19 protein-coding genes are annotated in these 20,222 nt (G+C 72.7%); 11 read left to right on the top strand and 8 right to left on the bottom strand.

Annotated features, from left to right (window positions below; genetic code table 11):
* Positions 1-18: 18 nt before the first annotated feature.
* On the bottom strand, positions 19-468 hold the full coding sequence (locus tag FHG10_RS16420) for a succinate dehydrogenase hydrophobic membrane anchor subunit (RefSeq protein ID WP_152354435.1): 450 nt from the start codon (positions 466-468) through the stop codon (positions 19-21).
* A 4-nt stretch (positions 469-472) separates the two neighbouring features.
* Positions 473-853, bottom strand: a complete 381-nt coding sequence (sdhC, locus tag FHG10_RS16415) for a succinate dehydrogenase, cytochrome b556 subunit (protein ID WP_152354434.1) — start codon at positions 851-853, stop codon at positions 473-475.
* Between the two features lie 252 nt (positions 854-1,105).
* Here sdhC and FHG10_RS16410 point away from each other — a divergent pair, with 252 nt between their 5' ends.
* The 8 genes from FHG10_RS16410 to FHG10_RS16375 all read left to right on the top strand — a co-directional run bounded on the left by FHG10_RS16410 (position 1,106) and on the right by FHG10_RS16375 (position 11,702).
* A complete protein-coding gene (locus tag FHG10_RS16410) occupies positions 1,106-2,359 on the top strand; it encodes a mannose-1-phosphate guanylyltransferase (RefSeq protein WP_227488333.1) in 1,254 nt (417 codons plus the stop codon).
* Positions 2,360-2,402: 43 nt separating this feature from the next.
* The gene (locus FHG10_RS16405) at positions 2,403-3,641 is read left to right on the top strand and encodes an amidohydrolase (protein WP_227488332.1); all 1,239 of its coding nucleotides are present in this window, start codon (positions 2,403-2,405) and stop codon (positions 3,639-3,641) included.
* 353 nt (positions 3,642-3,994) lie between these two features.
* A complete protein-coding gene (locus FHG10_RS16400; protein WP_152354432.1) occupies positions 3,995-5,110 on the top strand; it encodes a BMP family lipoprotein in 1,116 nt (371 codons plus the stop codon).
* Between the two features lie 208 nt (positions 5,111-5,318).
* Positions 5,319-6,890, top strand: a complete 1,572-nt coding sequence (locus tag FHG10_RS16395) for an ABC transporter ATP-binding protein (RefSeq protein WP_152354431.1) — start codon at positions 5,319-5,321, stop codon at positions 6,888-6,890.
* A complete protein-coding gene (locus FHG10_RS18395) occupies positions 6,887-8,491 on the top strand; it encodes an ABC transporter permease (protein WP_152354430.1) in 1,605 nt (534 codons plus the stop codon). Before FHG10_RS16395 ends, FHG10_RS18395 begins: the two co-directional genes overlap by 4 nt.
* Positions 8,488-9,831 carry an ABC transporter permease gene (locus FHG10_RS16385; RefSeq protein ID WP_152354429.1) on the top strand — a complete coding sequence of 448 codons (1,344 nt, stop codon included), beginning with the start codon at positions 8,488-8,490 and terminating at the stop codon, positions 9,829-9,831. Before FHG10_RS18395 ends, FHG10_RS16385 begins: the two co-directional genes overlap by 4 nt.
* 4 nt (positions 9,832-9,835) lie before the next feature.
* On the top strand, positions 9,836-10,300 hold the full coding sequence (locus FHG10_RS16380) for a cytidine deaminase (RefSeq protein ID WP_152354428.1): 465 nt from the start codon (positions 9,836-9,838) through the stop codon (positions 10,298-10,300).
* Between the two features lie 115 nt (positions 10,301-10,415).
* On the top strand, positions 10,416-11,702 hold the full coding sequence (locus FHG10_RS16375) for a thymidine phosphorylase (protein WP_152354427.1): 1,287 nt from the start codon (positions 10,416-10,418) through the stop codon (positions 11,700-11,702).
* A gap of 93 nt (positions 11,703-11,795) precedes the next feature.
* On the opposite strand, the gene FHG10_RS16370 is transcribed toward FHG10_RS16375, so the two are convergent.
* Positions 11,796-12,959 carry an NUDIX domain-containing protein gene (locus tag FHG10_RS16370; RefSeq protein ID WP_152354426.1) on the bottom strand — a complete coding sequence of 388 codons (1,164 nt, stop codon included), beginning with the start codon at positions 12,957-12,959 and terminating at the stop codon, positions 11,796-11,798.
* Between the two features lie 72 nt (positions 12,960-13,031).
* Here FHG10_RS16370 and deoC point away from each other — a divergent pair, with 72 nt between their 5' ends.
* Together deoC and FHG10_RS16360 are read left to right on the top strand one after the other, a co-directional pair.
* Positions 13,032-13,700, top strand: coding sequence for a deoxyribose-phosphate aldolase (gene deoC, locus FHG10_RS16365; protein ID WP_152354425.1), 669 nt, complete (start codon positions 13,032-13,034; stop codon positions 13,698-13,700).
* 23 nt (positions 13,701-13,723) lie between these two features.
* A complete protein-coding gene (locus tag FHG10_RS16360) occupies positions 13,724-14,488 on the top strand; it encodes an SDR family NAD(P)-dependent oxidoreductase (protein ID WP_152354424.1) in 765 nt (254 codons plus the stop codon).
* Positions 14,489-14,513: 25 nt separating this feature from the next.
* Here FHG10_RS16360 and FHG10_RS16355 read toward each other — a convergent pair whose 3' ends face one another.
* The gene (locus FHG10_RS16355) at positions 14,514-15,254 is read right to left on the bottom strand and encodes a VOC family protein (RefSeq protein ID WP_152354423.1); all 741 of its coding nucleotides are present in this window, start codon (positions 15,252-15,254) and stop codon (positions 14,514-14,516) included.
* Positions 15,255-15,387: 133 nt separating this feature from the next.
* Between FHG10_RS16355 and FHG10_RS16350 the strand changes: the two genes are divergently transcribed.
* Positions 15,388-16,068 (top strand): dihydrofolate reductase family protein, encoded by a 681-nt coding sequence (locus tag FHG10_RS16350; RefSeq protein ID WP_152354422.1) that lies wholly within the window; start codon positions 15,388-15,390, stop codon positions 16,066-16,068.
* A gap of 72 nt (positions 16,069-16,140) precedes the next feature.
* Here FHG10_RS16350 and FHG10_RS16345 read toward each other — a convergent pair whose 3' ends face one another.
* Genes FHG10_RS16345 through FHG10_RS16330 form a run of 4 tightly spaced genes read right to left on the bottom strand, consistent with a single transcriptional unit; the run spans position 16,141 to position 20,196 of the window.
* Entirely contained in the window at positions 16,141-17,070 is a 930-nt protein-coding gene (locus FHG10_RS16345; protein ID WP_152354421.1) for an alpha/beta fold hydrolase, read from the bottom strand.
* Complete coding sequence (locus FHG10_RS16340) at positions 17,070-17,642, bottom strand: P-loop NTPase family protein (RefSeq protein WP_227488331.1); 573 nt, start codon at positions 17,640-17,642, stop codon at positions 17,070-17,072. The genes FHG10_RS16345 and FHG10_RS16340 overlap by 1 nt, the downstream gene beginning before the upstream one ends.
* Positions 17,639-19,372: a phospho-sugar mutase gene (locus tag FHG10_RS16335; RefSeq protein WP_152354420.1), complete on the bottom strand. Its 1,734-nt coding sequence runs from the start codon at positions 19,370-19,372 to the stop codon at positions 17,639-17,641. Before FHG10_RS16335 ends, FHG10_RS16340 begins: the two co-directional genes overlap by 4 nt.
* Positions 19,372-20,196: a purine-nucleoside phosphorylase gene (locus FHG10_RS16330; RefSeq protein WP_152354419.1), complete on the bottom strand. Its 825-nt coding sequence runs from the start codon at positions 20,194-20,196 to the stop codon at positions 19,372-19,374. Before FHG10_RS16330 ends, FHG10_RS16335 begins: the two co-directional genes overlap by 1 nt.
* Positions 20,197-20,222 lie beyond the last annotated feature (26 nt).

The following is a 20,222-nucleotide window of genomic DNA, read 5'->3' as shown; positions in this document are numbered from 1 at the left end:
GTCAGGGGGTCTCCAGGATCACTCGGAGCAGATGGAGGGCAGGAGCGAGGGGTCGGCGCCCGCGGGGCACGGCGAGAAGGTGAAGATCACCAGGGTGCCGAGCACGACGGTCACGACCACGGCGACGTACAGCAGGACCTTCAGGACCAGGCGCAGCGTCGAGGAGCGCGCGTAGTCGTTGATGATCGTGCGCACGCCGTTGCCGCCGTGGAACATGCCCAGCCACAGCATGAGCAGGTCCCAGGTCTGCCAGAACGGATTGGCCCACTTGCCGGAGACGAAGGCGAAGTCGATGCGCTGCACGCCCTCGCCCAGCCACAGGTTCACGAACAGGTGGCCGAATACGAGGATCACGAGGATCGCGCCGGAGAAGCGCATGAACAGCCACGAGAGCATCTCCGCGTTCACGCCGCGCCGACCGGTGCGCGCGTAGCGCGTGCGGGGCTCGGGGATCTTGGTCGCGGTCATCAGGTCACCACCATCCGAACATGTGGCCCAGCTGGCGGGGCACGAAGCCGATCATGAGCAGCACCCACACCACGACGACGCCCCAGAACAGTGCGCGCTGACGGCGGGCTCCCTGGGACCAGAAGTCCACGAGGATCACCCGGATGCCGTTGAGGGCGTGGAAGCAGATCGCGGCCACCAGGCCGATCTCTCCGAGCCCGAACACGATCGTCTTGTAGTGCCCGATCACCTCGTTGTAGGCCTCGGGGGACACGCGCACGAGGGCGGTGTCCATGACGTGCACGATCAGGAACAGGAAGATGAGCATTCCCGAGATGCGATGCGCGACCCAGGACCACATGCCCTCGCCGCCGCGATAGAGCGTCCCGGCCTCTGCTGATGCCACGGATTCCTCCGACTTGTACTGGTGTGTGCCGGGCGGCTCCGACCTGCGCAGTCCAGGTGGGGCCTCGGTGCCCACGGGCCAGCGCCCGTGACCACGACGACGTCCTCATCGTGCCCGGCGTGGGGCTCTGCCACAGTAGCACCGCCGCAGGTCGCGACGGGGACGGCCGACACCCCGGATACCCTGGGCGCCATGCCGAGCGCCGCATCCCCCGACGACCCGCTGACAGCACTCCGGGAGGTTCCTGACCAGGTGTCAGGACATGACCCGGGGCCGTCGGCGGGCACCGCGCGCCCCTTCGTCCCCGTGGTCCCCGCCGGCGGGTCGGGAACGCGCCTGTGGCCACTCTCACGCGCCGACCGCCCGAAGTTCCTGCTGGACCCCCTGGGCCAGGGGCGGTCCCTGCTGCAGGCCACGCTCTCCCGCGTCGAGCCCTCGGCCGACCGCCCCGCGATCGTGGTCACCGGCGCACGCCACGCGGACGCCGTCGCCGCGCAGCTCGGATCGACCGCGCCCGGCGCGGCGGGGTCCGTCGGGGTCGGGGCCGACGAGGGGCCGCGCATCGTTCGCGAGCCCTCCCCGCGCAGCTCGATGCCGGCGATCGCTCTCGCCGCCGCCCTCGCCGAGGCCGAGGACCCCGACGCCGTGATCGGCTCCTTCCCGGCGGACCACCTGGTGGGGGACGAGGCCGCACTGACCCGCGCGATCGCTGCGGCGCGTGCCGCCGCCGCACGCGGGTACCTCGTGACCATCGGCATCGAGCCCACCCGCCCCGCCACGGGGTTCGGCTACATCGAGCGGGCCGACGAGCACCCGGTCGAGGGGGCCGAGGTCGAGCGTGCCGGGGGCGACGTGGCCCTGCCGTCCCTCGCGGGCACGGGCGCGCAGCGCGTCGCGAGCTTCGTCGAGAAGCCCGACGCCGAGCGCGCGGCCCGCTACCTCGCCGGCGGGCGCCACCTCTGGAACGCCGGCATCTTCGTCGCGGGCGCCCGCGAGCTGCTCGACGCCCTCGCCGCGCAGATCCCCCCGCTCGCCGCAGGAGTGCGCCGGGTCGCCGCCGCGCGGGTCCGGGAAGGCATGGGCGAGGCATCGGACGACCTGGTCGCCGAGCGGGTGCTCGAGGAGGTGTGGCCGACCCTCACGAGCATCGCGATCGACCATGCCCTGGCCGAGCCGCTGGCCGCGCAGGGGAGGGTCGCCGTCGTCCCCGCTGACCTCGACTGGGACGACGTCGGCGACTTCGCGGCGCTCGCCCGGCAGCTGCGCCGGGCGGGGGACGAGGACGCGCGCGACGTGGTCGTCGTCGGCGGCGCCCGGACGATCGATCGGGGCGCCCGGGCCACGGTGTACGGTTCGTCGCAGCGCCCGATCGCACTGGTCGGCGTGGACGGTCTGAGCGTCGTCGAGACCGATGACGTGCTCCTGATCGCCGCCGACTCCGGTGCCCGCGACCTCGCCGAGCTCGTCGCCGGGCTCGAGGACGAGGGCCTCGCGGACCTGCGCTGAGGCGGAGGGACGCGCGGCGGCCGCGCAGTGGACGAGGGGAAGGGTGGACGAGGTCGTGGACAGCGGTGTCGAGGAGCAGGTGCGCACGATGCTGGGGGAGGACGGACTGATCCGTCGGACCCTCGTCGAGCGCGGCGACGAGCTGCGGGAGGTGCGGCGGCATCTGCACCGCCATCCCGAGCTGAGCCACGAGGAGCACGCGACGACGGACGTCATCGCCGCCCATCTCAGCGACCTCTCACTCGCCCCGGTGCGCATGCCCCGCACCGGACTGATCTGCGACATCCCGGGCTCCGATCCCGACCTCCCCCCGATCGCGCTGCGCGCGGACATGGACGCCCTGGGCATCCCCGAGCTCACGAGCGTGCACTATCGCTCGGAGGTCGAGGGCGTCTCCCACGCCTGCGGCCACGACGTCCACATGAGCGCCGTGCTCGGCGCCGCCATGGCCCTCGTGCGGGTCGCCGACGCCGGCGCCCTGCGCCGCACCGTGCGGCTGGTCTACCAGCCCTCCGAGGAGCGCCATCCCTGCGGCGCGCTCGAGCTCATCGGCGAGGGTGTCGTCGACGGCATCGACTCGATCTTCGCGCTGCACTGCGACCCGGGCGTCGATGTCGGACACGTCGGCCTCAAGCCCGGCCCGATCACCTCGGCCACCGATCCCGTGCGCATCGAGGTGCGCGGCGCCGGCGGCCACACCTCCCGTCCGCACCTCACCCAGGACCTCATCTACGCGCTCGGACAGATCGTCACGCAGGTGCCCGCGGCCTTCAGCCGGCGGATGGATCCGCGCAGCGGCGTGAACCTCACGTGGGGATCGATCCACGCGGGCTCCGCATTCAACGCGATCCCCTCGTCGGGCGTCCTCGAGGGCACCCTGCGCTGCCTCGACCACGACGCCTGGGACCGCGCCGAGGAGCTGCTCGAGGAGCTCCTGGGCGAGATCGCCCGCATGTGGGGCGTGACCGTGACCGTCCAGCACGATCGCGGCGTGCCGCCGGTCTCCAACGACCCGCTCAGCGTGCGCTTCCTCGAGGAGGCCGTGGTGCGCGTGCGCGGCCGCGACCAGCTCGACACCGCCCGCCAGTCCCTCGGCGGGGAGGACTTCGCCTGGTACCTCGAGAAGGTGCCGGGCGCCCTCGCGCGCCTGGGCACGCGCACCCCGGGCGGCCGCACCTACGACCTGCACATGGGTGACTTCACGGTCGACGAGCGGGCGATCACGATCGGCGCGGACGTGCTCGCCCACGTCTGCCTGCTGCGGGACGCGCCGCTCGCCTGAGGCCCCTGCCTCGACCCCCGCGGCGACCCCCGCGGCGACCCCGCCGGGATCCCTGTGCGCCTCACCCCGCGGACGAGGGGTGCGCGCACGGGCACGGTCTGATAACGGTTCGGGCACGGGGGACGGATCGGGCATCGTGTGATGCAGGCGACGGCTACTGTGAACGCCGTGCGTCCCGGACGTGGACGATCGGGGCACGGGAGCTTCCCCCGTCCGTCTCCCGGCGGCCCGCGAGCGATCGCCCGCGCTCGGGCCACCCCGCTTCTGATCCCTCGTCGCAGCGCACTGCAGCAGTGCACCACCGCGTCGCAGCACCGGCGACATCCCTTCCGCCCGAATCCCCGGAGGACCCGTTGAAGAACCTGTCCCGCTCCCTCGCCCTTCTCGGCGTCAGCGCCCTCGCCCTCGCCGCCTGCGGCAGCGCTCCCGAGGAGGCATCCTCGGGAAGCGACGGCGGCGGCTCGGCCGCCTCCTCCGACTTCAAGGCCTGCATGGTCTCCGACTCCGGCGGCTTCGAGGACAAGTCGTTCAACGAGTCCGGCTTCAACGGTCTGAAGACCGCCGAGTCCGATCTAAAGATCCAGACGCAGACCGCGGAGTCCACCGATCCCTCGCAGTTCTCGACCAACATCGACAACCTCGTCACCGGCGACTGCAACCTCGTCTTCACCGTCGGCTTCCTGCTCGCCCCCGCGACCGGCACCGCCGCGAAGGCGAACTCCGACGTCGAGTTCGCGATCATCGACTCGACCGCGCAGGACGAGGACGGCAAGGCCATCGAGGTCGACAACGTCAAGCCGCTCTCCTTCGACACCGCCCAGGCCGCCTACCTCGCCGGCTACGTCGCCGCGGGCACCTCGGAGACCGGCACCGTCGCCACCTACGGCGGCATGCAGATCCCGACCGTCACCATCTTCATGGACGGCTTCGCCGACGGCGTCGCGAAGTACAACGAGGTGCACAAGAAGGACGTCAAGCTGCTGGGCTGGGACAAGAAGACCCAGAAGGGCTCCTTCACCGGCAACTTCGAGGACCAGTCCAAGGGCAAGGCCCTCTCGGACAGCTTCTACTCCCAGGGCGCCGACATCGTCATGCCCGTCGCCGGTCCCGTCGGCTCCGGGACCCTGGCCTCCGCCAAGGAGGGCAAGGACCGCTACGTCATCTGGGTCGACTCCGACGGCTACGAGTCCGTGACCGACGGGGACGCCAAGAAGCTCATCCTCACCTCGGTCCAGAAGGGCATCGCGAACTCCGTCGAGGACGTCACGAAGTCCGCGGCCGGCGGGACGTTCGAGAACGAGCCGTACGTCGGCACCCTCGAGAACGGCGGCGTGGACCTCGCGCCGTACCACGACCTCGACTCGAAGGTCCCCGCCGACCTCAAGAAGGAGGTCGACGGGCTCAAGCAGGACATCATCGACGGCAAGATCAGCGTCGAGTCCGACGCCTCGCCCCAGAACCTCGGCTGATCCCGCCGGCGGGCCGCTGCCCGCCGAACCCGACGGCCCCGGATCCCGGTGGCGCGACCTCTCGGTCCGCCCCGGCGCCCCGGGGCCGTCGGCCCGCCGTCGGCACTGATCGCCGACGCATCCCCGCCGGCCCCGACCGTCGGCCCATCCCGCCGGCAGACCCCGTCGGCCCCACCGCACACCCTGCGTCCCGAGGAGGAGAGCCGGCGTGAAGCTCGAGCTCAGAGGGATCACGAAGGTCTTCGGCACCTTCGTGGCCAACGATGCGATCGACCTCGTGGTCGAGCCCGGCCGGATCCACAGCCTGCTGGGGGAGAACGGCGCCGGGAAGTCCACGCTCATGAACGTGCTGTACGGGCTCTACCGGCCCGACGGTGGCGAGATCCTGCTGGACGAACAGCCCGTGCGCTTCGGCGGTCCCGGCGATGCGATGCGCGCCGGGATCGGCATGGTCCACCAGCACTTCATGCTCGTGCCGCCCTTCACCGTCGCCGAGAACGTCGTGCTCGGCCACGAGCCGACCTCGGGCGGCCTGCTCGACCTCGCGAGCGCGCGCCGCACCGTCCGCGAGATCTCCTCCCGCTTCGGCTTCGACCTGGACCCCGACGCTGTCGTCGAGGACCTTCCCGTCGGCGCCCAGCAGCGCGTCGAGATCATCAAGGCGCTCTCGCGCCGCGCCGAGGTCCTCGTGCTCGACGAGCCCACCGCCGTGCTCACCCCGCACGAGACCGACGAGCTCATGGACATCATGCGCCAGCTGCGCGACGAGGGCACCTCGATCGTCTTCATCACCCACAAGCTGCGCGAGGTCAAGGCCGTCTCCGACACGATCACGGTGATCCGCCGCGGGAAGGTCGTGGGCACCGCCGACCCCGCGACCGACCAGACCGAGCTCGCCTCCCTGATGGTGGGCCGCGCCGTCGAGCTCAGCCTCGAGAAGGAGGCGGCGGAGCCCGGGGAGACCGCCCTGTCCGTCCGCGGCCTCGGCGTCACCGACCCCTCGGGCGTCACTCTCCTGGACGACGTCGACCTCGACGTCGCCTCCGGCGAGGTGCTCGGCATCGCCGGCGTCCAGGGCAACGGGCAGACCGAGCTCACCGAGGCGCTGCTGGGCCTGCAGAAGGAGCTGCGCGGCTCCGTGCGCCTGGGCGGGAAGGAGCTCGTGGGGCGCTCGACCCGCGAGATCCTCGACGCGGGCGTCGGCTTCGTCCCCGAGGACCGCACCCACGACGCGCTCGTCGCCGACTTCTCCGTCTCCGAGAACCTCGTGCTCGACCAGCATCACCGCGCCCCCTACGGCACGGGCCCCGTGCTGCATCCCCGGGCGATCCGCGAGAGGGCGGTGCGCGACGTCGCCGAGTACGACGTGCGCACGGGCTCGATCGACGACCCGGTCGCGACTCTCTCGGGCGGCAACCAGCAGAAGGTCGTGATGGCCCGTGCCCTCGGGCGCGACCTCTCGCTGTTCATCGCCTCCCAGCCCACCCGCGGCGTCGACGTCGGCTCCATCGAGTTCCTGCACCGGCGGATCATCGCCGAGCGCGACAAGGGCACCCCCGTCATCATCGTCTCCACCGAGCTCGACGAGGTCATCCAGCTCGCCGACCGCATCGCCGTGATGTACCGCGGCGGGATCCTGGGCGTCGTCCCGGCCGACGAGGACCGCGACGTGCTGGGCCTGATGATGGCCGGCTACACCGTCGAGGCGGCGCGCGAGGCCGTCGCCGCCGGCGCCCGCACCACCGACTCCCAGCTCGTGGACGAAGGAGAGATCGCATGAGCGCGAGCATCGACGGCGAGGTCCGCCCGGTCGCCCCCGGCACCGCGATCCAGCCCGGCGACCCCGGCACCACGAGCGAGACCGGAGGACCGGGGGGCTCCGCGGGCCCGACGTCCGTCGCGGGCCTCGCCCAGCGCCTGGCGCGCGGCAACGTGCTCGTGGTCGTGGGCGCCTTCGTCTTCGCCTTCATCATCGGCTCGGTGCTGATCCTCGTGTCCGACGCGCAGGTCCGCACGGCCCTCGGCTACTTCTTCGCGCGGCCCGCCGACACCTTCAGCGCCGGCTGGAGCGCGATCTCCGAGGCGTACGCGGCGATGTTCCGCGGGTCGATCTTCGACTACCGGGCCTTCGGCAAGGTCGCCGACGACCTCCGCGCGCGCGGCGGCTCGGGCACGTACGTCCTCCTGCCCGCCCTCGCGCGCGGCTTCAAGCCGCTGCTGGAGACCCTCACCGTCGCGACCCCGCTGATCATCGCCTCGGTCGGCATGGCCGTCTCCTTCCGCTCGGGCCTGTTCAACATCGGCGGCACCGGCCAGCTGATCGTGGGCGCGTCCGCCGCCGGGTACGTGGGCTTCGCCGTGCCGATGCCGCCGGTGATCCACCTGATCGTCTGCCTCGTAGTGGGCATCGTCGCGGGCGGCGTCTACGGCGGCATCGCCGGGTACCTCAAGGCCCGCTTCGGGTCGAGCGAGGTCATCTCCACGATCATGCTCAACTGGATCGCGACCTACGGGCTCGCGTTCGCCCTGACCACCTCGACCTTCACCGGCTCGAACAAGGCGCAGCCCACCTCGCCGTCCGTGCTCTCCAGCGCACGCCTCCCGCTGCTCGCGGGCGAGGGGTACCGCCTGCACCTCGGGCTGCTCATCGCGATCGCCTCGATCGTGTTCCTGTGGTGGCTGATGAGCCGCTCGACCATCGGCTTCCGCTTCCGCGCCGTCGGCTCCAACCCGCGCGCCGCCGAGGTCGCCGGCATCGACGTGGGCCGCAGCGCCATCGGCGTCATGTTCGTCGCCGGAGCCCTCGTGGGCCTCGCCGGCGCCGTGCACGTGCTCGGCACCGAGCACCGCCTCACCGGGTCGATCGCCGGATCCATCGGCTTCGACGCGATCACCGTGGCCCTGCTGGGCCGCTCCGGCCCGATCGGCATCCTGCTCGCCGGCATCCTGTTCGCCGCGCTCTCCACGGGCGGCCGCTTCATGGAGACGTCGCAGGGCGTCCCCATCGACCTCGTCCAGGTGATCCAGGCCCTCGTGGTGCTGTTCATCGCGGCCCCGCCGCTCGTGCGCTTCCTGCTGGGCCTGCGCCGCATCGACCAGCCCGGCAGGGCCCGCCGGGTGCGCCGCGCGAAGGCCGCGGGCAAGGGTGGGCCCGGCCCGGACCGTGCCGCTGGGGCCGTCGGGGCCGACAGGGCCGACAGGGCCGACAGGGCCGACGGTGCCGCGGACTCCGCGGCGGCCGACAGGGACGGGGCCGCGGGCTCCGGCCCCGGCGAGGACCCGGCGCAGAGCCAGGATCCGCCGCCCGGCGCTGCGAAGGATCCCACCCCGGGACCCGATGCCCCCGACACCGACACCACGACGGGAGGCCAGGAGCGATGACCGCCCTCGACCAGACCAGCCCCGCACCCGCTCCCGAGCGCCCCGGCACCGCCGGAGCGACGACCGAGCGGCCCCGCCGCTGGTGGCTGCTTCCCACCGTCCTCACCGTGCTCGGGCTGATCGCCCTGCTCGGCTTCGGAGTGCTCGCCCCCTCCGGAGTCGACACCGCGTACCGCATCGCCGCGCCCGGCGACCTCAACCCCGGCGGCATCATCCCCGGGGACGTGCCCGTGCCCACGAAGGTCGCCGCGATCGTGCTGGCCGTGCTCGCGCTCGCCGTCGCCGCCTACCTCTGGGCGCGCGCCGCCTCCGGGACCGCCCCTCGCGGCAGGGGCCGGGTCACCGTGCTCGTCGGCTTCGGCGTGCTCTGGGTCCTGTCGTTCCTCACCTGGGCGTTCAAGGGCGCCACGGTGGACCTGGGCGCCCTGCTGCAGACGATGATGCTGCTCGCCGTGCCGCTCGCCTTCGGCGCACTCTCGGGCGTGCTGTCAGAGCGGGCGGGCGTCATCAACATCGCGATCGAGGGCCAGCTGCTGTTCGGCGCCTTCGGGGCTGTGCTCATCGGATCGGTCACCGGCAGCGCCTGGGCGGGCCTGGTCGCCGCCCCGATCATGGCGCTCGTGATCGGTGCGCTGCTCGCCCTGTTCGCGATCGGCTACCAGGTCCAGCAGATCATCGTGGGAGTCGTCCTCAACGTCTTCGCGATCGGGCTGACCAGCTTCTTCTTCGGCACCGTCATGAAGCAGAACCCCGGCATGTTCAACCAGCCGCTGCGCCTGCCCACGATCCGCATCCCGCTGCTCGCGGACATCCCGATCATCGGCCGCGTGCTGTTCGAGCAGACCGTGCTGGTCTACCTCATGTGGATCATCGTCGCCGTGCTCACCGTGGCCCTGTTCCGCACCCGCTGGGGCCTGCGCGTGCGGGCCGTCGGCGAGCACCCGCGGGCCGCGGACACCGTGGGCATCGACGTCGCCCGCACCCGCTGGTCCAACGTGCTGCTGGGCTCGGCCGTCGCCGGGCTGGGCGGCGCGACGCTCACCATCGGCACCGGGGTCGCCTTCGGCGAGGAGATGAGCGCAGGCAAGGGGTACATCGCGCTCGCCGCGATGATCCTGGGCCGCTACCACCCGGTGGGCGCGCTGCTCGCGGCGCTGCTCTTCGCCTTCGCGGACGCGCTGCAGCTGAACCTGTCCTCGCTGCCCTCGGGCACGGGCGCCGGGATCCCGAGCCAGTTCCTGCTCATGCTCCCCTACATCGTCACCCTGTTCGCGGTCGCCGGAGTCGTGGGGCGCGTGCGCGTGCCCGCCGCCGACGGCGTCCCCTACGTGAAACAGTGAGCGCATGAGCAGCCAGGACCCAGCGACGGCGGACGCAGGACGCACGACGGGAGCCGACGCGGACGAGCGCGCCTTCGCCGAGCTCACCGAAGCCGCCCGCACGATCGCCGAGCGCGCCTACGCCCCCTATTCCCGCTACCGGGTGGGTGCCGCTGGGCTGACCGAGGACGGGCGCCTGGTCACCGGCTGCAACGTCGAGAACGCTGGCTACGGCGTCACGCTGTGCGCCGAGTGCGGGATGGTCAGCGAGCTCGTGGCCGGCGGCGGCGGGAGGCTGCGCCGCTTCGTGTGCGTGGGCGGCGACGAGCATGTCGAGCGCGCGGACCGCGAGGTCGTCATGCCCTGCGGCCGCTGCCGTCAGCTGCTCTCCGAGCACGCGGGCGCCGACTTCCGGATGCTGTCACCGCACGGGGTCCTGGACCTCGAGGGCCTGCTGCCGCAGGCTTTCGGCCCGGCCGATCTCGCGTGATGATCGAGGGGCCGGGCGGCTGCGCGCCGTCGGCCCCGCGCCGTCGGACGCACCGTCCATCCCGCGCGGTCCATCCCGGCCAGAACCGTCCGTCCCGACCCGAGGAGCCCGAGCCATGACCGAAGCATTCGACGCGGTTGACGTCATCCACGCCAAGCGCGACGGCGCCCGCCTGAGCGACGAGCAGATCGACTGGGTGATCGACGCCTACACCCGCGGCGTCGTCGCCGAGGAGCAGATGGCGGCGCTGGCCATGGCCATCTTCCTGCGCGGCATGGACCGCGAGGAGATCGCCCGCTGGACCGCCGCGATGATCGCCTCCGGGGAGCGCATGGACTTCGGCGCGCTGACCAAGGCGACCACCGACAAGCACTCCACGGGCGGCGTGGGCGACAAGATCACGCTGCCGCTCGCACCGCTGGTGGCGAGCTTCGGGGTCGCCGTCCCGCAGCTCTCCGGACGCGGGCTCGGCCACACCGGCGGCACCCTCGACAAGCTCGAGTCCATCCCGGGCTGGAAGGCCGACCTCGGCAACGAGGAGATGATGGCGCAGCTCGAGGACGTGGGCGCCGTGGTCTGCGCGGCCGGCTCCGGCCTCGCCCCGGCCGACAAGAAGCTGTATGCGCTGCGCGATGTCACCGGCACCGTCGAGGCGATCCCGCTGATCGCGAGCTCGATCATGAGCAAGAAGATCGCCGAGGGCACCGCCGCCCTGGTCCTAGACGTGAAGACCGGCGCGGGCGCCTTCATGCGCGATCAGGCCGACGCCCGCGAGCTCGCTCGCACCATGGTCGACCTCGGCACCGACGCCGGCGTGCGCACCGTCGCCCTGCTCACCGACATGTCCGCACCGCTGGGCCGGATGGTCGGCAACGCCCTCGAGGTCCGCGAGAGCCTCGACGTGCTCGCGGGCGGCGGTCCCGCGGACATCGTCGAGCTCACGGTGGCGCTGGCCCGCGAGATGCTCGCCGCCGCCGGGAAGGATGACGTCGACGTCGAGGCCGCACTCGCCGACGGCCGCGCGATGGACACCTGGAAGCGGATGATCGCCGCCCAGGGCGGGGATCCCGACGCGCCGCTGCCCGCCGCCTGCCACACCGAGGAGATCCTGGCATCGGGCGACGGCGTGGTCACGGGCCTGGACGCCCTGCAGGTGGGCGTCGCCGGCTGGCGGCTCGGCGCGGGGCGCTCCCGCCCCGGCGAGGCCGTGCAGGCGGGCGCGGGCGTCGAGCTGCACAAGGTGGTGGGGGAGAGGGTCGCCGCGGGCGACGTCCTCGCGACCCTGCACACCGACACTCCGGACCGCTTCGGCCGCGCGCTCGAGGCGATCGACGGCGCCTGGACGATCGAGGCTTCCGCCGCCGAGTCCGGGCGCCGGATCGTGCTGGACCGCATCGCCTGAGGGCACACCGCGCCGAGGGCGCTCCGCTGCTGTGCGTGCGGGTATGCGGACCTTTCGTTGACGTGAAAGGTCCGCATACCCGCACAGGAGTGGTCAGCCGAGCAGCGAGCGCAGGCGCGGGACGATGTGATCGGTCATCAGCGGCGCGAGCTGCACCCCCGGCGCCTCGTCCGCGTCGAGGGGGAACCAGCGCCCCTCCTCGAGCTCCGCGAAGACCTCGACGTCGCGGGGCAGGGAGTCGGAGGGCGCGAGGAACACGCTCGCGCGCACGATGGTCTCGGCCTCGTTCGCGGCAGGCGCCTCGAACTCGCCGAGGAGGTCGAGACCGTCCTCCTCGAGGACGACGTCGAGCTCCTCGATCACTTCGCGCACGGCCGCCTGCCGGGCATCCTCCTGGGGTTCGAGCTTGCCGCCGACCTGCATGAACGCATTCGTTCCGCGCTTGCGCACCGCGAACAGCTCGAGGCCCGACGGGCCCTCGCGAAGGAAGCACACAGCCGCGATGGTGAGCACGGCGGGGGAGAGGGCGGAGCCGTCCGAGACCACCGGGTCGTCCGCAGACCCGGCGGCGGGCGGTCGGGTGCCCGCAGGCGCTGCCGAGTCGCCGATCGCCCCGCCGGGCCGCTGCTGCCGTGCCTCGGCGCGGGCCGTGTCCGCGAGCGCTCGCAGGTGGGCGGTGCCCTCGCGCAGACCCACACAGCGCATCCCTGCCGCCCTCCAGCGGGCCACATCGCCGCGCTGGTCGCGGGCGAGTCCCCAGCCGCGCCGGACGAGCGTGAGCGGGGGCTTGCGGGACTGGGAGAGATCGCGGGCCAGGCGCAGCGAGAACACGAGCGGGGCGGGGCGGTCGACCACGAGCGCATCGGCGAGCAGACCCGCCGCCCTCAGCGGGTCGATGAGCTCGGCCGCGAAGATGCCCTCGGCGACGATGATCCGCTCGTCGTCCACCTCGAGCGTGCGCGTGCCGGTGCGCTGCGAGCGGGAGATCGAGTACTCGGGAATGTCCGCCCGGCCGTCATGGGCGAGGGCGGTGAGCGCCTCGAGGGCGGCCCCCACGTTCCACGACGCCGGATCGTCCCAGTCGACGATCCCGAAACGCTGCGGGAGGGCCTCGTCGTCGCCGTCGCGGTAGAACTCGTCCAGCGGCACGAGCGGCAGTCCGCTGCGCTGCGTCATCACACCCTTGCCGCTGCCCGAGGGGCCCGCCACCAGGACGATCCGACGGGGTGGGGCGGAGGCTGCGGAGGGGTCTGTCATGGGGTCCGAGTCTAGGGGATCGGGCCCCGGGCGGCGGGCGCGAGGCGATCCGGACGTGGGAGAATCGCCCCCATGACGAACCTCCCGAACGACCAGCTCGCCCCGATGATCGACCACACCCTGCTCAAGCCCGAGGCCACGCGGGCCGACGTCGACGCCCTCGCCCGCGAGGCCGAGGAGCTCGGCACCTACTCGATCTGCGTCTCGCCCTCCATGCTCCCGGTCGAGACCACCGTGAAGGTCGCGACCGTGTGCGGGTTCCCCTCCGGCCAGCACCAGAGCGCGATCAAGGCGGCCGAGGCCGCGGACTCCGTCGCGCGCGGGGCGGACGAGGTCGACATGGTCATCAACGTCGGCCTCGCGGTCTCCGGCGACTTCGACGGCGTCGAGGCCGACATCCGCGCCGTGCGCGAGGCGGTCCCCGCCCCGACCGTGCTCAAGGTGATCGTCGAGTCCGCCGTCCTCGGCGACGAGCAGATCGTGGGCGTGTGCGAGGCGGCCGCGCGCGCGGGCGCCGACTTCGTGAAGACCTCCACCGGCTTCCACCCCGCCGGAGGAGCCACCGAGCACGCGATCGCGCTCATGCGGAAGACCGTCGGCGACCGGCTCGGTGTGAAGGCATCGGGCGGCGTGCGCACGCGGGAGGCGGCCGAGGCGATGGTCGCCGCCGGCGCCTCCCGACTCGGCCTCTCCGGCTCGCGCGGCGTCCTCGAGGGCGCCGCGGGCGGTTCCGGGTACTGAGCACGGCGCCGGAAGGAGCACCGATGACGCGGACGGCGCTGATCACCGGGGCGAGCGCGGGACTCGGCGCGGAGTACGCGCGCGCTCTCGCGCGTCGCCACGTCCACCTGGTCCTCGTCGCGCGCCGGGCCGCTTCGCTCGAGGAGCTGGCGGCCGAGCTCGAAGGCCTCGGCGCCGACGGCATCGAGGCGCTTCCCGCGGACCTCGCGCAGGTTGCGGACGTGCAGGCCGTCGTCGCCCGGCTCGCGGACCCGTCGCGTCCCGTCGACGCCCTCGTCAACAGCGCCGGATTCGGCCTGCCCCTCGCCTTCGAGAGCAACGACATCGAGGACGAGGTGCGCCACCTGCGCCTGCACGACGAGGTGCCCATGCGGCTGATGCATGCGGTCCTCCCCGGCATGCTCGAGCGCGGTCGGGGATCGATCCTGAACATCGCCTCGGTCGCCGCCTTCACCCCGCGCTCGACGTATTCGGCCGCGAAGTCCTGGATCGTGAGCTTCTCGCGCTGGGCGAACGCCCGATACCGGCCGCGCGGCGTCACGGTCACGGCGGTCTGCCCCGGCTTCACCCACACGGAGTTCCACGCCCGGATGGGCCTGGCCCGGGGCAAGGAGGGGATCCCCGGGTGGATGTGGCTCCATGCGCCGCGGGTCGTCGAGGAGTCCCTGCACGACGTCGCCCGCGGCAGGGCGGTCTCGGTGCCGAGCCGTCACTACCGGGCGATCGTCGGCCTCACCCGCTTCCTCCCTGCGGGACTGCTCGCGAAGGCAGCCGCCCGCGGGCGCTGAGACCGCGCTGGTCGTGCCGGCGCGCTCATCGCGGCAGGGCGATGCGCACGGTGAACTCGTTGCCCTCCGGATCCGTCATCGTCGTCGAAGTCGCCCCGGGCAGGAGAGGATCGTCCCCGGACGCGATGCGCGCGCCGAGGCGCTCCAGCCGCGCGCACGCGGTGCTCAGCTCCGCGGCGTTCCCGACGCGGAGGGCGAGGCGGATCCGGTCCCTCCCGTGCCGCGGCATCAGAGGCGTGCCCGACCAGGTGATCTTGGCGCCGCCGCGCGGCGACTGGATCGCCGTCTCCTCGCCCTCGTCCCAGACGAGCGGCCAGTCCAGGGCCGCACTCCAGAACTCGCCCAGCGCGTGGGTGCCGTCGCAGTTGACGGCGCCGATCAATCCGGTGCCGCGGAGGAATCCGTTGCCCGGCTCGATGATGCACATCTCGTTGCCCTCGGGATCCGCGAGGACCTCGTGCGGGTCCTCGGAGCCCTGGCCGATGTCGGCCCGTCGGCCCCCTGCGCGGAGCACGCGCGCGATCGTCGCCTCCATCTCCGGGGCGCTCGCGGTGGTGAGATCGAGGTGGATGCGGTTCTGCGAGGCCTTCGGGACTCTCGTCGGCACGAAGCGCAGGCGGAGGCCGTCACGGTCGGGCGGGAGCACGCACCAGTCGCGTCCCGTCCCGGGCGCCGCCTCGCGGTCGAGGAGCGCGGCCCAGAAGACCGCGAGCGTCTCGGGTGAGTGCGCGTCGACATCGATGCCGTCCAGTGCCAGTCCGGTCATGGCGCGAGGGTATGCCCGCGCTCAGCGGCGGACCAGCGATTTCCGAGCAGCCGGGAGGTCCCGCGGGAGCGCGAGGTCAGGGGCGCGCACGAACGGACACGCGCGCGGCCCGCGCGGCGCGCATACTCGCTCCATGAGCGCTGATCGCACCGACCCCACGTCCTCCGCCGATGGCTCGCGGACCCGCGTGCAGGGCATGTTCGTCTCCCTCGACGGGTACGCCGCAGGCTCCTACGTGACCTTCGAGGAACCGTTCGGAGAGGCGATCGCGCTCACCCGAGGGTTCGACGGCCGCGCCATCCACGGCGTCGACAAGGTCGAGGACCTCAGCTTCGACGCCGCGATGACGAGCCTGTGGGGCCAGGGCATCGGCGTCGAGATCATGGGCCGGCGCAAGTTCGGGCCGCAGACGGGGCCGTGGCCCGATGACGGCTGGCGCGGCTGGTGGGGCGAGGAGCCGCCGTTCCGCACGCCCGTCATCGTGCTCACCCACCACGAGCGCGAACCGATCGCGTTCGAGAACGGCACCGTCTTCCACTTCCTGGACGCCTCGCCGCACGAGGCCCTGCAGAGGGCGCATGAGCTCGCCCCGGGCACGGACGTGCGGATCGGCGGCGGACCGAGCACGGTGCGGGAGTTCCTCGCGGCCGACCTCGTGGACACGATGCACCTCACGATCGTGCCGGTCACCATCGGATCGGGAACGCGCCTGCTCGAAGGGGGCCTGCCCTCCTCCGACGACTTCTTCATCGAGTCGGTCACGCTGCCCAGCGGTCGCGCCCATCAGATCTGGTACCGGCGGCGCGAGAGCTGATCAGGGGCCGACGCGATCCAGCAGCGCCGCGTTCGCGGCGCTCCAGGCCTCGACCATGGACGTGCCCCCGTGTCAGTCCTGCTCGTCGATGACGAGCGTCGATCCCGGCCAGCGGCGGTGCAGCTCCCAGGCCGTCACGGCGGGCCCCGAGACGTCCCGGCGACCATGGATCAGCACCGCGGGGATCCCCTCCAGCACGGCCATGTTCTGCAGCAGCGGCGGATCCAGGAATCCGTCGTGCGACCAATAGTGGGTGGTCAGGCGCACGAAGGCGAGACGGAACGCGTCGTCCTCCCAGCGCGGGTCGCGGCGGACGGCAGGGGGAGAACCCGTGCGCTCCGGGGTGTCGGTGCCGCCGGTGCCGATGGAGACGTGGGTGTCCTCCCACAGCGCCCACTCGCGCGAGGCCGCGTCGCGCACGGCCGTGTCCGCGGAGTTCACCAGGCGAGCGTAGGCCTCGACGATCCGGCCCTCGCCGCGCGCATATCCGATGCCCGCGCCCTCGGCGAAGGAGGCGAAGCGGTCCCACGCCTCCGGGAAGATCGCCCCCACGCTCTCGGTGATCCAGTCGATCTCGCGGCGGCGGGTCGTCGTCACCGCGAACAGGACGAGGCCGAGCACCCGCTCGGGATGGGCCTGCGCGTAGGCGAGAGCGAGAGTGGATCCCCAGGACACCCCGTTGACGATCCAGCTCTCCACCCCGCGCGCCTCACGCAGGACCTCGATGTCGTCGATGAGGTGCTGCGTCGTGTTCTCCCCGAGGGACACCGACGGATCCGAGGCGTGCGGAAGCGAACGTCCGCAGCCGCGCTGCTCGAGGCCGATCACCCGGGTGCGCTCGAGGTCGAACCGGTGGCGGTACCCGCTCCTGCCGAGCCCGCCGCCAGGACCGCCGTGGAGATACACGGCGGGGACACCGTCCGGGGCGCCCCATTCCTCCCAGTAGATGCTCTGGCCGTCGGCGACGGGGAGCAGGCCGCTCTCGCGCGGACCATCGGTCATCACTGGTCATCTCCTCTGCACGCCGTGGGGCGCGCGTCGTGTGCCGAGCGCATGGATCGACGCTCCGAGAGCTCACGCAGCCAGCGCCGTGCCCGCCGACGGCTCGTGAGCCGCACGACGTCGACGCCCTCGGCGACGTGGGCCATCTCGGCGATCATCCGGGGACGCATGCGCCGCCGGTAGGTCACGACGTACCGGAGCACGCCGAGGTTCAGCCGGTTGTGCACCCCGTTCGCGTGGTGGCCGGCGCCATGACGCAGCTGCCGCCAGAGGACTCCGAGGAGTGCGCTCGTGGTGGGAACGTCCATCATCACCACGGTGTCGCATACGGCACGACGGATCGGAAGCGTCGCGTAATGATTCCCGTCGATCACCCACCGGTCCCCGCTGACCATGTCGCGCTGGCGCGCCGCGAACTGCTCGGCGGGCAGCGGATGCCAGTCCTGGTCGTAGTACACGGCGTCGAGATGCGTGACCGGGATGTCGAGCATCCTCCCGAGCGCGCGAGACACGTAGGTCTTGCCGCTCCCGCCCGAGCCGACGACGGCGATCCGCTCCATGGCGCCGCTCACGCCCCGGTCAGCGCCGTCCGCATCTCCTGGGTGATCTGCTCCAGGTGCGCGGCGGCGGACGTCCGCACGGCGCCGAGCGCTGCCACGTCGGCCTCCGGGTCCACCGCCTCGTGCACCTCGATGTAGCACTTGAGCTTGGGCTCGGTGCCGGAGGGGCGCACGATCACGCGGGAGTCGTCGGCCGTGGCGAGCAGCACGCCGTCGGTCGGGGGCAGGCCCGTCGTCGCCACGGAGCCCTCGGCGAGGTCCTGCACCTCGGTGACGTCGCTGTCCGCGAGCGAGCGGGGCGGCTGCTCGCGCAGACGCGCCATCATCACGTCCCGCTCGGAGAGCTCGGTGACGCGGATCGAGAGCTGCGAGGTCGCGAAGAGTCCCGTGGTCCGCGCGAGGTCGTCGAGGTCCTCCACGAGGCTGCGTCCGCGCGAGCGCGCGTCGGCCGCAGCCTCCGCGACCAGCAGCGCCGTCGACAGGCCGTCCTTGTCGCGCACCACGTCCGGCAGGACGCAGTAGCCGATCGCCTCCTCGTAGCCGAAGACGATGCCCGGGGTGCGCGCGATCCACTTGAAGCCGGTCAGCGTGGTCGCCGACCCGCGGCCCTCGGCCTCGGCGATCTGCGAGAGCCAGCGCGAGGAGACCACGGAGTTCGCGAACACGCCGCGCGTGCCGTGCACGCGCATGAGGCGCGCCCCCAGCAGCACGCCCAGCTCGTCGCCCGTGAGCATCCGCCAGCCGCCCAGGTGCGGATCCACGACGGCGGCGGCGCAGCGGTCGGCATCGGGGTCGTTCGCGATCACCACGTCGGCCTCGACGGTCCGCGCCAGCTCGAGTGCGAGGTCGATCGCGCCCTTCTCCTCGGGATTCGGGAACGCGACGGTCGGGAAGTCCGGGTCCGGGTCGGCCTGCTTGGCGACCGAGTGCACATCCGTGAAACCGTTCCGGTGCAGGGCCGCGATCGCGGTCGCCCCGCCCACGCCGTGCATGGAGGTGTGCACGATCCGCACCTCGCGCGGCGTCTCCGGCTGCAGGATCGTGGAGATCGCCTCGAGGTAGGCCTCGGGCACGGCGGGATCCATGACCTCCCAGCCGCCCGCAGCTCGCGGGACCTCCCTCACGGGGCCGACGGCCGCGATGCGCGCGGCGATCTGCGCATCCGAGGGCGGGACGATCTGCACGCCGCGCCCGTCGTCGTCGCTCGCGCGTCCGCCCAGATACACCTTGTAGCCGTTGTCGGCCGGAGGATTGTGGGAGGCGGTGACGACGACCCCGGCGTCGGCGTCCAGGTGCCGGGTCGCGAAGGCCACCAGCGGGGTCGGGCAGTGCCCGTCCGAGAGGATCACCCGGCAGCCGGCGGCTGTCATGATCGCCGCGGACTCCCGCGCGAAGGCCTCGGAGTGGTGCCGGGCGTCATGGCCGATCACCACGAGCGGCGCCGCGTCCGTGCCGGCGCCGCCGAGCTCGCCGACCAGGTGGTCGGCCAGGCCGCGGGCCGCTCGGGAGACCACGGAGAGGTTCATGCGGTTCGAGCCCGGGCCCATGCGCCCGCGCAGTCCGGCGGTGCCGAAGGCGAGGGTGCCGTCGAAGGCGTCGGCGAGCTCCTCGGCCGCGGCATCGGCCTCCTCGCCCGCGCCCGCCGCCTGGTCGAGCAGGCCCCGCAGCGCGGCCCGCGTCGTCGGATCGGGATCGTCGTCCATCCACTCCTGTGCGCGTGAGCGCAGCTGCGCGTCGATCATCACGCCGCCTCGGCGATCCTGCGGACCACGCGCGCGAGCAGGTCGGCGATGCGCGGACCGGCCTCGCGGCCCGCCTCGACGACCTCCTCGTGACTCAGAGGGGTGGGGCTGATGCCCGCCGCCAGGTTCGTCACCAGCGAGATACCCAGGATGTCCATGCCGGCCTCGCGGGCGGCGATGGCCTCGAGCGCCGTGGACATGCCCACGAGGGTCGCGCCCATGGTGCGGGCCATGCGGACCTCGGCCGGGGTCTCGTAGCTGGGGCCGCGGAACTGCATGTAGACGCCCTCGGCGAGCGAGGGGTCGACCTCGTGGGCCACGTCCCGCAGGCGCGGGGTGTACAGGTCGGTGACGTCCACGAACGTCGCGCCGCGCAGCGGGCTCGCGCCCGTGAAGTTGATCTGGTCGGAGATCAGCACCGGGGTGCCGGGCGCCCAGGACTCGTCGATCCCGCCGCACCCGTTGGTCAGCACCATGGTGCCGGCGCCGGTCGCCGCGGCGGTGCGCACGCCGTGGACCACGGCCTCGACCCCCGCGCCCTCGTAGTAGTGGGTGCGGGCGCCGATCACGAGCGCGTGGGCGTCGGTGCCCTCGATCGCGATCGAGCGCAGCGTCCCCACGTGACCCGCGAGGGCGGGAGCACGGAAACCGGGGACCTGGGTCGCCGGTGCCTCCCAGACGGTCTCTCCCAGCAGGTCGGCCGCGCCGCCCCAGCCGGAGCCCAGCACCAGGGCGATGTCGTGACGGGGAACGCCGCTGAGATCGGCGATGCGGGCGGCCGCCTCGCGGGCCGCGGCCTGGGGATCGACGTCGAGTTCGCTCATGCGCCCCAGCCTACGGCGGCTCGTGG

Source organism: Brachybacterium subflavum, from assembly GCF_009299795.1.
GTDB lineage: Bacteria > Actinomycetota > Actinomycetes > Actinomycetales > Dermabacteraceae > Brachybacterium > Brachybacterium subflavum.
This window is presented reverse-complemented; position numbering and strand designations above follow the sequence as displayed.

What these genes read in the sequence shown, in the direction of transcription:
- FHG10_RS16345 (WP_152354421.1), bottom strand. Translation starts at nt 17,070, where the DNA reads ATGACCGATGGTCCGCGCGAGAGCGGCCTGCTCCCCGTCGCCGACGGC.
- FHG10_RS16420 (WP_152354435.1), bottom strand. Translation starts at nt 468, where the DNA reads ATGACCGCGACCAAGATCCCCGAGCCCCGCACGCGCTACGCGCGCACC.
- FHG10_RS16355 (WP_152354423.1), bottom strand. Translation starts at nt 15,254, where the DNA reads ATGACCGGACTGGCACTGGACGGCATCGATGTCGACGCGCACTCACCC.
- FHG10_RS16375 (WP_152354427.1), top strand. Translation starts at nt 10,416, where the DNA reads ATGACCGAAGCATTCGACGCGGTTGACGTCATCCACGCCAAGCGCGAC.
- deoC (WP_152354425.1), top strand. Translation starts at nt 13,032, where the DNA reads ATGACGAACCTCCCGAACGACCAGCTCGCCCCGATGATCGACCACACC.
- FHG10_RS16380 (WP_152354428.1), top strand. Translation starts at nt 9,836, where the DNA reads ATGAGCAGCCAGGACCCAGCGACGGCGGACGCAGGACGCACGACGGGA.
- FHG10_RS16385 (WP_152354429.1), top strand. Translation starts at nt 8,488, where the DNA reads ATGACCGCCCTCGACCAGACCAGCCCCGCACCCGCTCCCGAGCGCCCC.
- FHG10_RS18395 (WP_152354430.1), top strand. Translation starts at nt 6,887, where the DNA reads ATGAGCGCGAGCATCGACGGCGAGGTCCGCCCGGTCGCCCCCGGCACC.
- FHG10_RS16335 (WP_152354420.1), bottom strand. Translation starts at nt 19,372, where the DNA reads ATGATCGACGCGCAGCTGCGCTCACGCGCACAGGAGTGGATGGACGAC.
- FHG10_RS16330 (WP_152354419.1), bottom strand. Translation starts at nt 20,196, where the DNA reads ATGAGCGAACTCGACGTCGATCCCCAGGCCGCGGCCCGCGAGGCGGCC.
- FHG10_RS16350 (WP_152354422.1), top strand. Translation starts at nt 15,388, where the DNA reads ATGAGCGCTGATCGCACCGACCCCACGTCCTCCGCCGATGGCTCGCGG.
- FHG10_RS16370 (WP_152354426.1), bottom strand. Translation starts at nt 12,959, where the DNA reads ATGACAGACCCCTCCGCAGCCTCCGCCCCACCCCGTCGGATCGTCCTG.
- FHG10_RS16360 (WP_152354424.1), top strand. Translation starts at nt 13,724, where the DNA reads ATGACGCGGACGGCGCTGATCACCGGGGCGAGCGCGGGACTCGGCGCG.